At 50.6% G+C, this 12,584-nt stretch carries 11 protein-coding genes and 1 pseudogene; 9 read left to right on the top strand and 3 right to left on the bottom strand.

Features of this window, described 5'->3' with window-relative positions:
* Positions 1-840, bottom strand: a complete 840-nt coding sequence (locus GQ52_RS04500; protein ID WP_047515517.1) for a DUF3034 family protein — start codon at positions 838-840, stop codon at positions 1-3.
* Positions 841-1,027: 187 nt separating this feature from the next.
* On the opposite strand from GQ52_RS04500, the gene GQ52_RS04495 reads away from it, so the two are divergent.
* The 5 genes from GQ52_RS04495 (at position 1,028) to GQ52_RS04475 (ending at position 6,351) form a co-directional block, all read left to right on the top strand.
* The gene (locus tag GQ52_RS04495; protein ID WP_024930265.1) at positions 1,028-1,447 is read left to right on the top strand and encodes a group 1 truncated hemoglobin; all 420 of its coding nucleotides are present in this window, start codon (positions 1,028-1,030) and stop codon (positions 1,445-1,447) included.
* A gap of 22 nt (positions 1,448-1,469) precedes the next feature.
* Positions 1,470-2,057 (top strand): methylamine utilization protein, encoded by a 588-nt coding sequence (locus GQ52_RS04490; protein ID WP_047515516.1) that lies wholly within the window; start codon positions 1,470-1,472, stop codon positions 2,055-2,057.
* Positions 2,058-2,069: 12 nt separating this feature from the next.
* Positions 2,070-4,532 (top strand): EAL domain-containing protein, encoded by a 2,463-nt coding sequence (locus tag GQ52_RS04485; protein WP_047515515.1) that lies wholly within the window; start codon positions 2,070-2,072, stop codon positions 4,530-4,532.
* A gap of 269 nt (positions 4,533-4,801) precedes the next feature.
* Complete coding sequence (locus GQ52_RS04480) at positions 4,802-5,254, top strand: MarR family winged helix-turn-helix transcriptional regulator (RefSeq protein WP_036298903.1); 453 nt, start codon at positions 4,802-4,804, stop codon at positions 5,252-5,254.
* Positions 5,255-5,361: 107 nt separating this feature from the next.
* Positions 5,362-6,351 (top strand): catalase family peroxidase, encoded by a 990-nt coding sequence (locus GQ52_RS04475; protein WP_047515512.1) that lies wholly within the window; start codon positions 5,362-5,364, stop codon positions 6,349-6,351.
* A gap of 55 nt (positions 6,352-6,406) precedes the next feature.
* Here the strand turns inward: GQ52_RS04475 and msrB are convergent, their stop codons facing one another.
* Positions 6,407-6,853, bottom strand: a complete 447-nt coding sequence (msrB, locus tag GQ52_RS04470; RefSeq protein WP_024930270.1) for a peptide-methionine (R)-S-oxide reductase MsrB — start codon at positions 6,851-6,853, stop codon at positions 6,407-6,409.
* Positions 6,854-7,015: 162 nt separating this feature from the next.
* Between msrB and GQ52_RS04465 the strand changes: the two genes are divergently transcribed.
* Positions 7,016-7,939 (top strand): bestrophin family protein, encoded by a 924-nt coding sequence (locus GQ52_RS04465; protein WP_024930271.1) that lies wholly within the window; start codon positions 7,016-7,018, stop codon positions 7,937-7,939.
* A 12-nt stretch (positions 7,940-7,951) separates the two neighbouring features.
* Here the strand turns inward: GQ52_RS04465 and GQ52_RS04460 are convergent.
* Positions 7,952-8,175, bottom strand: a pseudogene (locus GQ52_RS04460) (di-heme oxidoredictase family protein).
* A 130-nt stretch (positions 8,176-8,305) separates the two neighbouring features.
* Here GQ52_RS04460 and GQ52_RS04455 point away from each other — a divergent pair.
* The 3 genes from GQ52_RS04455 to GQ52_RS04445 all read left to right on the top strand — a co-directional run bounded on the left by GQ52_RS04455 (position 8,306) and on the right by GQ52_RS04445 (position 12,451).
* Entirely contained in the window at positions 8,306-9,148 is an 843-nt protein-coding gene (locus GQ52_RS04455; protein ID WP_047515508.1) for a substrate-binding domain-containing protein, read from the top strand.
* A 51-nt stretch (positions 9,149-9,199) separates the two neighbouring features.
* Positions 9,200-11,320 carry a TonB-dependent siderophore receptor gene (locus GQ52_RS04450; RefSeq protein WP_047515506.1) on the top strand — a complete coding sequence of 707 codons (2,121 nt, stop codon included), beginning with the start codon at positions 9,200-9,202 and terminating at the stop codon, positions 11,318-11,320.
* 273 nt (positions 11,321-11,593) lie between these two features.
* On the top strand, positions 11,594-12,451 hold the full coding sequence (locus GQ52_RS04445; RefSeq protein WP_235272965.1) for a PEP-CTERM sorting domain-containing protein: 858 nt from the start codon (positions 11,594-11,596) through the stop codon (positions 12,449-12,451).
* Positions 12,452-12,584: the final 133 nt, after the last annotated feature.

Below are 12,584 nucleotides of genomic sequence, written 5' to 3'. Positions count from 1 at the left end.
TTAGTAATTGATCTGGCCGGAGATATACCAACCGGTTTGATTGTCTTTGTTGGCAATGCGGCCAAGGTCGATATAGGCGCCGGTAATTGACACATTGCGCTGCGGGAACCAGGTCATGAAAATATCGTGGGCACTGTTTTCTTTATAGGCCGATAGGTTATTCGGTTTATCACGAAACTCTGTCCCAATCAGCCAACTATCTGACAGCATGACCGCTGCGGATACGGCTGGCAGAATGCGGTAGCTATCATGCTTGTCACCACCAAAACCTAGAATGCCAAACTGGTTGGCCTTGGTGGCATGCAGGTTAGCGTTGAGTAACAGGTTATAGCCATTAATGGCGCCTAAAAATAACTTGCTGGTAGCGACATAATAATCCACCCCACTGCGGTCACTGGCCCCCAGTGCTTTAGGCACAAAGTTAAAGTCTTCGTTATATTTATACTGCGCACCGACAGATACCTGCGGTAGCCAGCTATCCTGTTCGTAAACGGCATCGCCCAATACGCGCAGTTTGATGCCTAGCGTATTCAAGCGGATCTGCTCCCCCGGCACGGTATCACTCAGGCCAAAACGTGCCTGGCTGGCACTGACTTCGACGCGATTGAAAAATCCCAGCGAAACACCTGTGGTATCAAGTTTGAAGTCGCCCCGCGTTTCGGCATGGGTATAAAACAGTGAGCCACCGATTTGCTTGTCCGTGCCGTAGCCGCTAATCACAGCCCATGGCATCAGGCCGCCGCCTGCGGCACCTTCAATCTGGGTGACGCCGCCCGTGGCTAACAGGCGGTCTCCAGCGTGCGCAACGAGCGCAGGTGCAGCCCAGGCAAACGCCGCCATCAGCCGTGACAAATTTGATGTAAATAGTCGCATAAGAATATTGTGGGTACTTTAGTTATCGCATTGTTTCATTTTCACGATAAGCACAATTGCTCAAAAAAAGCCGCATTCAGCTGGTTGATCGACGCTTCATCCAGAGGGCTGCTCACGTAGTATGCGATAGTCGACCCAAGGAATGGAGAATGGAATGCGTTTTTATGTTTTGGCAATTGCCTTGTTTTTGTGCGGTTGTATCGCGCAACCCAAGCCAGAGGCTAGTTTGTTTGAACGCATTGGTGGCTTGCCCATGTTGAGCAGAGTTTCCAACCAGACCCTGGACATTGTCAGTAAAGACCCGCGCACCAGCCGTTCGTTTAAGGACGTAAAAATGAAGGCACTCAAAGAAAGCCTGACCAACTTTTTGTGCGTGAAAACCGGTGGTGAATGCGTGTATGAGGGTGAAACCATGAAGAACTCTCATGCGGACCTGCATATCACCACTGCCGAATTTGAGCTGATGGTAGAGGTGTTGCGCGAACGGTTGGATGTAAACGGGGTCGGTACCAAAGAGAAAAACGAATTGTTGAAAATACTGGCGCCCATGAAGCGCGATGTTGTGACTAATTAATCACCTGATATAAGGAATGTGGATGTTACGCGTGATGTTTCGGTTTGGATGTGCAAGTATGCTGCTGATAGCCATGAGCCAATCGGCATTGGCGGCGGAGGTAACACTGCTGGTGAGTGACGCGGGGGGTAAGCCGGTGGCTGATGCGGTGGTGGCTTTTTATGATGGCAAGACACCAGCTATCAACCCGAATGCGGCTGGAAAGATTGTACAAAAGAACAAGATGTTCAATCCCAAAGTGACTATCGTGCAAACCGGGACCAGCATTAATTTTCCCAATGAAGATACTGTCCGCCATCATGTGTATTCTTTTTCACCCGCCAAAAAATTTGAATTGAAACTCTATGCAGGCGTGCCCACTAATCCGGTACCGTTTGAGCAGGCCGGGGTGGTGACCTTGGGATGCAACATTCACGATTCTATGGTAGGGTACATCTATGTCGTGGATACGCCCTTTTTTGCCAAAACAGACGACAAAGGCAAAGCTGTCCTTAAGTTGAATGACGGGCAGTACAGTTACCAGGCCTGGCTGCCGGGCCAGAACAAACCTGGCGTAGAACAAAAGATAACCATAGAGGGTGCGACCGAAGTCAAGATCACCCTCCCATAACAATCACACTGCATGATCAAGTTCAAACATATCCGCTCGCGCATCGCTTTCACATTTCTGACAGTGGTGGTCGCCATTCAACTGGCCGGGCTGCTTCCGCTTAAATATGCGCTGAGTAAGCATGCCGATACGCTGGCTGCAGAGCAGATTAATGTCGGTGAGCGCGTATTTGTGAGCTTGTTGCAACATAACACGCAAAGCCTGAAGCAGGCGACCCAGGTGCTGGCGGCTGACTTTGCTTTTAGGGAAGCCGTCGCAACCAATGATGCCGAGACCATTGAGTCTGCGCTGGAGAGTTATCAGGGGCGTATTCACGCGCAGATTGCCTATTACATCAGCAATAATGACAATCTGGTGATTGGCACCACGGATAACGAGCAGGCACTGTTTGGCTCGAATGCCAAAGAAGATGCCCGGCAAGCGATGCTCGAAAACCAAAGTGGCACGCTGAAGTTCGATATTATTGCAGGCAAACCGTACCAGTTGATTACGGTGCCAGTGAAAGCGCCAGAGACCATCGGCTGGATTGTCATGGGCTTTGCCGTGGATGGCCGCTTGGCCGACCAGATCAAGCAATTGACGCATCTCGATGTCACTTTTGTCCAGAAAACACATCAACGTGACTGGCAACTGGTGAGTAGCACCTCTACCCGTGAACTGTCTAACTTACTGGTGAAAACGGTGGCCGATATTTATCGCCAGAAGCTGTCATTACACCGTGTGGATCTCAATGGCCAGGCCTATCATTTAAAAATCCGCTCGCTGCATGAAACCAAAGACGATGCCTTACTGGTGGTGTTGCAAGGCTCTGTTGAGCCTTTCACCCAGGATTTGAATACGCTGTTCAAGGTGATGGTGTTATTAACGTTTATTGGCGTGTTGATTTTTGCCGCGCTGATTTGGTATGTGTCGCGTAAAACGACGGAGCCTATTGCTGCCCTGGTCAACGATGCCGATAACATTGCCATGGGCGATTACGAAAAAGAAATCCAGGTCAATAGCACCGATGAAGTCGGCCATCTGGCAAAAGCGCTTAACAGCATGCGCGAAGCAGTGTTGCAACGCTCCTTGCGTATCCAGCGCCTGGCGTTTAATGACGAGCTCACGGGCCTTTCTAACCGCCTGGCATTCAACCAGGGCGTGCATCAGGCCATCATGACACATGCTGATAGTCAGCAAAAGTTGAGTGTCATCGTGATTAATATCCATCGCTTTAAACCCATTAATCAAACGCTGGGACGCGACTTTGGTGATGACTTGCTGCGGCATGTTGGCCAGGTATTAAAGCAAAATGTGTTGAGCGAGCAAGATATGGTGGCGCGGCTGGACGCGGACGAATTTGCCGTGCTATTGCAACAAACAGACCAGGCCAAGGCCACGCGTTATGCAGATAAGATTCAGCAGGTGTTTGAGCGACCAGTCAGCGTGCAAGGCCAGGCGATAGATGTGCGTACTGGCATCGGCATAGCCTTGTATCCGGATCACGGGCTGGACGAAGAGTCCTTGCTGAACCATGCGGAAACGGCTTTGCAGGAGTCCAGAGCCAAAAAATCGCCATGGATTGTCTACAACACTGCGTTGGAAATTGATCAGTCAGAAACCTTGACCCTGATTTCTGACTTGAAAGAAGCCATACAGCATGACCAGTTATTGCTGTATATCCAGCCCAAAATTGATGTGACGACGCGCCGGGCATTAGGCGGCGAGGCGCTGATACGCTGGGTGCATCCTGAAAAAGGCATGATCTTTCCGGACCAGTTTATCCCGTTTGCCGAACAAACCGGAGTCATTAGTGATATTACCAACTGGATGCTGTTACGTGCCTGCCAGGTGCTGGCTGGCTTTAAGAAACAAGGCTTGCACATCACGCTGGCCGTTAACTTGTCCACGCGCGACCTCAATAATATGGAGCTGCCGGAGCAGATTGGTCATTTATTGTCGTCGCATGGACTGGATGCCAAGTCGCTGAAGCTGGAAATCACCGAAGGCAGTTTGATGCAAGACCCTGAACGTGCTGAAGTGGTGGTGAAAAAACTGGCTGCGATGGGCTTGCATCTGTCGATTGATGACTTCGGTACCGGTTATTCATCGCTGGCATATTTGCGGCAATTGCCGGTACAAGAGCTCAAAATTGACCGCTCATTTGTGATGTTTATGGACAAAAATAGCGGCGATGCCAGCATTGTGAAATCGACCATAGACCTGGCGCACAACATGGGGTTGATTGTGGTGGCGGAGGGCATAGAAAACGAGTTTGTACTCAACCAATTAGCCAAATTGGGATGTAACGAAGGCCAGGGTTACTTTATTGGCAAGCCGATGCCGGAAAAAGACTTTTCCATCTGGCTGGAGCGCTGGGAAGGCCAAAACGAGATCGACATTGATATCGGCGATGACTTGTCCTACGACATTAATCCGCTGGAGATTGACCCGCAAGCACAAGATCCTTTCAAGCTGGATAATCTCGGCGAATAAACTTGGGTCACCGTCAAAAGCCTCACTGTATAGTGAGGCTTTCTTATGCTTGGCGATAAGTTTTATTTATATGTTGGATAAAAACATTCAACTTTATTTCAGAAAATATCGGGTTTATGATGATCTCTCACTCTTATAGGAGATTGAAATGAGCCAGATCAGAATGCATAAAAAAGCAAACTTCATTGTTCACTATGTGATCAATTATTTTCACAAATAGATTTTAAATCTATTGCTATTATATAGCGTGCTATTTATAATCGATGCATATGAATGAGATTGTGAAAAGCAAAACCCCGATATTGCAAGACCAGCTATGTTTCTCGGTATATTCGCTGTCACTGGCGATCAACAAGGTCTATCGGCCGTTGTTAAAAAAGCTGGATCTCACTTATTCACAGTATTTGGTCATGCTGGTATTGTGGGAAAGTGATCAGCGTACGGTCAGTGATATCGGTGAGCAGTTATTTTTAGACTCGGCGACGTTAACGCCGTTGTTGAAACGGCTGGAATCTGCTGCGCTGGTGCAACGCATCCGTTCCAGTCAGGATGAGCGCCAGGTGATTATTTGCCTGACAGAGCAAGGGCGGCAGTTGCGCCAGCAGGCGGCTGGCATTATGGATGACATGCTGTGTGCCATGGGCTGTTCACTGGAGGAACTTGGTGCATTGCGTGAGCGCCTGAATAGCTTGCGTAATCATTTGATTCAGCATGTTGCCTAAGCCCCGGGCAACTTAAAAAAGCGGGTGTTCATTTTTTTGACATTTAAGTAGTGCACGATTTAATTTTGTGTGATCATTTTTTTAAATTTTAGTGAAAGGGAATGAAGATGAAAACAAGAGCAATCCTGAGCGCGTTGTTCGCCGCCGCTTTTGCCACCGCGAGTCCAGCATGGGCCGATGATAAACCCGTGACTGAGCAATTGGTCGATACCTTGACAACGCTCTCCGGCGGCCCGCATGCCGGCTATCGCGCAAACCATGCCAAGGGCGTGCTGGTTGAGGGCACGTTTACACCGACTGCGCAGGCGGCAGGCATTAGCCAGGCTGCGCATTTCCAGAAAGCGTCGCCGGTGCTGGTGCGTTTCTCAAACGCGACTGGGGTGCCTAATATTCCCGACGCCAATGGCAACGCTTTTCCTAAAGGCATCGCGATTCGCTTTCAATTGCCAGATGGTACGGCGACTGACATTGTGAGTATTTCTGTCAATGGTTTTCCGGCAGCGACACCTGAGGATTTTCTGGGCCTGCTGAATGCCGTGCGTGATTCAGCAGGCAGCACGGCCAAACCTAGCCCGGTGGAACAGTTCTTAGGCACGCATCCGGCAGCCCTTAAATTTGTGACCACCCCGAAACCAGCACCGGTGAGTTTTGCCACTCAGCCATTTTTTGGCGTTAATGCGTTTCAGTTTACAAATGCGGCGGGTAAATCGGTCTATGGTCGTTATCAGATTGTGCCCGTCGCCGGTGCGCAATATTTAAGTAAGGAAGCCACGGATAAGGCAGCGCCAGATTACCTGATGACCGATATTGTGGAGCGCGTACAGGCCAAAGGTGTGCAATACAAATTGTTGCTGCAACTGGCTGAGCAGGGCGATGAAGTGAATAACGCGACCGTGGTATGGCCGGATAGCCGTAAAACGATAGAGTTGGGCACGTTAACACTCAATAAAGCCGTGGCTGATAGTAAAGCGGCAGAGAAGCCGATCATGTTTAACCCCTTACAGCTGACAGACGGCATTGCGCCTAGCCAGGATCCTATCTTGCTGGCACGCCCTACGGCTTATGCGGTGAGTTTCGGCAGAAGGCTTGCGCACTAAGTTTAGCGAGTAGCTGCAAGAGACAAAGCGCTGGCCCTAATAGGTCAGCGCTTTTTTAATGGGCGACAAAAGTAATGGCTTTACCATTAATGCAATAACGCAGGCCACTTTCTGTTTTGCCATCTGGAAACACATGCCCCAGATGCGCGTCACACACATTACATTTCACCTCAACGCGCTGCATGCCGTGACTCTCATCGGCAAAGTAAGCGATCGCATTGCTGGCCAATGGTTGGTCAAATGAAGGCCAGCCGGAAGCGGATTCAAATTTCTGCCCGGAATCAAACAGCACTTGCTCGCAACAGGTACAGGCGTAACGCCCTGGCGTGAAAGCGACACACATTTCTGACGAAAATGGCCGCTCGGTCGCACTCAGGCGCGTGATTGCGAATACTTCGTCATCCAGAATCTCGCGCCAGGCACGGATGGATTTCTGTAATTTGTGATCGGGGGCCAGGTTTCCTTCCCTGGCAAGTTTCAGGATATCTTTCCATTTCAACATGATGTTAATCCATTAGCGATGATGCACGGCACAGACGACAAAAAATGCTAAACCAGTGGTTTCCCGTGTCTTTTTCAAACATACAGGCGCTGCACTGGCAGATAGACTACAGACTATCGAGTATAACATTATCGCAATGGTTCGCCAGGCAGGAGACTTCCCTTGATCGTCAGACCCAGACCACATTTGTTAGAGCTGTTTTTTATCATCAAAGGCTCGATCGTGCTCAGAATCATGCCCTTGCTGGTATTCGTGGCAACGCTGTCCGCCGCGGTGGTGTCTGTATACACCTTGAAGCCCGACTGGTTACCCAAGTTTGATGGTGGACCGTTTGCCCTGCTGGGCATTACCTTGTCCATCTTTCTCGCTTTTAGAAACAATGCCTGTTATGAGCGCTGGTGGGAGGCGAGAAAAATTTGGGGCGAATTTATGCTGACAGCCAGAAACCTGGCGCGTTTAAGCCAGATTCTAGATCACCTGGATGGTAGCCTCAGCCCGTCACGTAGACAGCTTCTGGAGCACAACATCGCTTACGCGCATGCTCTGCTCATGCAGCTCAGGCCAGGTGATCAATTGCCAAAAATAACACGGTTGTTGCCTGCGGCAACTGCTAGCGCATTTACCCAGAGTAAAAATCCACCGGAGGTCATTTTGCGCGCGATGGAGCGTATCTTGATCGAAGCGTTAAGGGATGGTCGAATTCAGCCTATCCAATTTAACCTGCTAGAGGAATTAATTCAGAAATTGGCACTGACTCAGGCCGCTTGTGAGCGTATTCAGAACACGCCGATTCCCTTTGGCTATACCTTGCTTTTGCATCGCACGGCTTACACATTTTGCTTTTTAATGCCTTTTGGTTTTGCCAACACCTTGGGCTGGGCAACACCCTTTGTGACCGCGCTAGCCGCCTACACCTTGTTTGGGCTGGATGCCTTGGGTAACGAACTGGAGGAGCCTTTTGCGCCAATTGCCAACGCATTACCGATTAACGCACTGACCGATTTGATTGAGATAGAACTCAGAGAAGCGTTGGGCGATGAGACGCTACCCGCATCGCCAGTGCCAAAAGAATTTGTACTCATGTAGCGCACGTCATTGCTAAAGCGACTCTAGAAATTTCAGCAGGGTTGCCCGCTCTTCTTTACTCAGGTGGAGAAAGCGCATTCTGGCCGTATCGGCTTCACCGCCATGCCATAGAGTCGCTTCCTGTAGGGTTCTGGTGCGTCCATCGTGCAAAAAAACCAGCTTGGGGATACTGTTTTTGCTAATCCTATGCCCCATAGTGGCGGCGTGCGCCACTCGCGTCCAAGTGCGTAATTCATTGGTATGGCATTTTGGTTTTCCAGCCGAATTTACCTATTCCTCAATAGGATTAATGCGACGTTCGCTATATACTAATGGGTATAACGATACGCCATTCGGGCGGACACCACTTTTAAAAAAGGATAGACAATGAAATCTTGCCGCGGGTATCTTGCCATCCTGCTGGCGATTTGCTTGGCGACGAGTGAAGCAGCACAGGATACGACTGCCGAGACACGGGTCAAAGTGGCCGTGGTAGGGGGACTGGTGCTATCGGGCGTCTGGCCCGCCCTTGCCAAGCGTGTCAGCAAGGAAACCGGCCTTAAAATCGAGACTGTGGCTGCGGCTCCCAAAGAAGGCGTGGTGCCCATCTTTCGCGATGGTGAGGCTGATTTGTTGCTGATTCATGGCAGCGATGAGACCTACGGCCTGTTAGCCGCCGGTGTGGCTGCGCCGTTGCGTGCCTGGGCAATGAATGAGCATGTGATCGTCGGGCCAAAGGATGATCCAGCCAAGGTGGCCGAGGCACCGGATGCCGCCGAGGCCATGCGCCGTATCGTGGCCGCCGACGCGCCCCTGATCGGCTTCCGTGATCCCGGTAGCTTTGGCATCGTGCACGGTATCTTCCGTTCCCTTGGCCTTAGACCGGGGCCACGCCAGCAGTTATACGACGATGCCGAGTCACCCCAGCAGGTGCTACGCTCCGCAGCCGACAAGCATGGTTACGCGGTGGTTGGCCATATTCCTGTGGCCTTCGGCAAGATGCCGACTGCTGGCATGGCGGTGCTGCTCAAGGGTGATCCGGCCATGCGCCGGGTGTATGTGGTGGTTGAGCCGGGGCCTCACCACCCAGCAAATCCACGCCAACGTGAACTTGCCCGGCAACTTGCAGATTACCTCGTCAGCCCCGCTGGCCAAGCCGATCTGGTGGCTGCCGACAAAGAAGCTGGAGGCCCTTGGGTGTTCCCGCTACCGGCGGCTGACACGCATTGATTTCGTTAACCATACTCGTATAAGTATTCACTACGCGTAGGGAGCGATTTCGTGAAAGGTATCAAACTTTTTTTTCTTACAGCCCTGCTGGCTTTCGCCTGTGCCGTGCCCGCCGCAGAGGAAGGTAATACAGGTGCTGACCATATAGAGCTTAGTGATGTCGTAGTGACAGGTAAAAAGCTTAATCCACTAGCCATTCCCGTGAAAACAACGGTTGTGACGGCGGAAGAGATCAAGGCCAAAGGGGCGCAAACGGTAGATGAGGCCGTGAAGGATGTCGCAGGTCTGTACGTGACCGGCAGCAATGTGAAGGGGCGAAAGGTATCGCAGGTACGCGGTAGCGATGCCAATAGCACCAAGGTCATTATCGATGGAGTGATGATCAACGGCGGCGGGGACGCAAGAATCGATTTGTCTATCATCCCCACTGACAACATTGAGAAAATCGAAATATTCAAGGGGCCTGTTCCCGTCATTTACGGCAGCAATGCGCCCGGTGGCGTGATATTCATCACAACGAAAAATGCCAGCGGAAAACTTTCCGGCTCGCTGGGGCTGGCCAAGGGAAGTTGGGGTTCAGAAATATATTCGGCCTCGCTGGCTGGAGGCACCGAAAATGTCAGCTATTACCTTGGCGCGAAGCTGAGCAGCACAGATGGCTATGACGACAATCCGAACAACATCGGGGGCTTTAAAAGCCATACGGCCGAAGACTCGCAATACCTCAACGGAAAACTGAAGTGGGATATCAATCCAAAGGCTTCTCTTACTGTGTTCGGATCACATTCGGAAACGACGAGGCAATTGCCAAACCGATATAACGCAACAGCTCGTGTGGGGTATCCCGGTGGGGGCAGTACACTGACGATGCAAAACAATTATTTCGGTGGGGGCGCCACCGGTGGTGGTCCCACTTATGACTGGGGATATGACCCTATCAAGGAGTCATATTTGGGCACCGTATATAACCAGAAGCTGAACGAAAATAACGATATCAGTTTGAAAGTTTTTCGGTCCGAATTAAGTAGTTTGCTCACAACATCCGGTTTCCAGCAAATAGACTGGAGTGGCAATACGACTGGCTATGAATTGCAACACACGATCAGAATCGGCAAAGCCAATACAGCCACTTGGGGATATACGGAAGAAAGACGGCGCTTTGAGGAGCAAACCCCTCTGCCTCCAGGCACTCCTCCGGTGACTTATGCCAGTGGCGACTACAATTACACAGCCAAGAGTTATTATCTGCAAGACGTGTGGAATGTCACCCGCCAACTCAGTATGAGCTTAGGCTTTCGGCACAATGAAGTCGAAGATCATGTCGCCGTCAAGAACGTCACATGGACGAGACCAGCCAATAAAGAGCAGAAAGGTGTGTATTCATCCGACGATCCAGTGTTGGCTTTGAATTTCAGGCCAATCGAAAGTATTGCGCTACGTGCTTCCATCGGGAAGAGTTTCAGAGCCCCCACGGCGATGGAAAGATCTGCACCCGCACTGGCTCCTTTGAATAGTGGAGGGACGATTATTCCTTACTTTGGTGCGACTGTTTTGCCAGAAGTAGGTCTCAATCGTGAAGTGGGGATAGAGGCTTCAACAGACTTTGGACTTCGGTTCGGCCTGACGGGATTCAACCGACGCATTACGAACATGATCAAAGGTGCCGGTGGCGGTGGCGGACACACCCAGTACTTCAACATACCTGAAGTTGAAATGCTGGGCTACGAGACGGAAGTTAGCCAAATGGTTGGCGAAAGCATTAAGGTATTTGCAAATTACTCTTATACGAATGCTTATGACACGGCGATGAAATTGCAAGTGGCCGATATTCCATTGCGTAAATACTCGTATGGCGTCAATTACACCGGGAGCAGCTTCACCGCACATGTGAACGTAAACTATGTTGGGCCGGTGAGAAGCATGTATAGCCAGGGTAGCGGTAACGCCAGTAGTGATGGAAATTACACTAACGTGGTGAATGGTGTCGCTACTTATTTCGGAACCCATAATTTGCCGGACTACCATGTGGTTGATTTGAAGGTGAATAAGACCGTGGGAAATAACGACTACTACGTCAAGGTTCTAAACCTGTTCAATAAAGAATATTACACAGCGGCATTCCTTGTTGCACCAGGCCGGTATGCGGAGGTTGGCGTCACGTTCAAATTTTAGATGAGCCTCTATTTATGACGATCAATATCGGAATGCATCTCGGCATCTTGAATTCCAGCGATCTGCGGGCCGGGTCGGTATACACCTAGATTCTGGGCGATTTCATCAACATCCGCTTCGTTACATTGCCACAATCCTAGGGAACTAACCAATCCCAGCAAAGAATGCTGGCGACATCGCTATATACACTTGGATATAGCGATATGTATAATGCATATAGGGGAACACTATAAGTGCCCATTCATTTTCTCAACAACGAGTAGGAGTCTTAAAGTGAACAAACATCTACCAACCATCCTTCTAGGGTTGCTTGCCGCAACCTTTATCGGAAATGTGAGTGCAGCGACGCTGACACATGAAAGCATTTCGATTGTGGGTAGCGGGGGGGCTGGCGGCACGGGCTCAACGGCCAGCGACATGATATTTTCAAGTTACAGTGCCGTCGATGGCTGGGGATGGGCCGGTGGTGCGGGTGGCGTCCAGGGCAGCCTCTCTAAGACCAATACCGGGGCTAATGCGTTGGCAGCCAACGAAGCCTTCAGTTTTAATATCGGCTCGATTGTCGACTCTCTAAACACCACCTATGGGGCTGGCAACTGGAATGTTGCCAACGCCAGTCTCTCCTTTACATCCTCATACTCTGTTCAGAACAACTCGCGCTTTGGCATTGGTTCTGGAACTTTCGATATTTACTGGGTAGGCAATGACGACTGGGCACAGTCCAAAGGCACGCCGACAGATCGCCAACTCAACCCAGTCTACGCCAGCAACGCTGCAGCGCTACAAAGCTGGGCAGGTAGCACTTCACTGCTGGGGTCGGAAACCTTTGCCGTGCCTGCCGGTGGCACCGGATACGTCAGCCTGAGCTATAACCTTGCATCAGACGCGTCGTTCTTCTCTGACATCCTCTCTGCATCAGCAAGCGGCACCAACAAAGAGACTTCATTTTATCTGATGAGTACCGCCGACACTTTGGGGATGATTATTTTCACTGGCGGACAAGGGCAAGCATTACCAACCTTAAGTTTTGACGTGGTTTCGGTTATTCCAGTGCCAGAACCAGAGAACATAGTCATGCTCTTGGCAGGCTTAGGTGTCATCGGCGCAACAGTTCGTCGCCGTAGAGTCTGACTTAATTTCCGCACCTGCATGAGTGTTGTAGGTGCGGATTCCCCGATTCGCTGTGGGACATCGCGCGCCCGGGGTCGACGTTGCTTCGCAGCAGGCATGTAATCATGCCTGCTATTTTTTTGTTGTGGAGTTG

The sequence above is a fragment of the Methylophilus sp. Q8 genome, assembly GCF_000800115.1.
In the GTDB taxonomy this organism is placed as follows: domain Bacteria; phylum Pseudomonadota; class Gammaproteobacteria; order Burkholderiales; family Methylophilaceae; genus Methylophilus.
The sequence above is the reverse complement of the archived record's forward strand: the minus strand, read 5'-3'. Positions and strand labels throughout refer to the sequence as shown.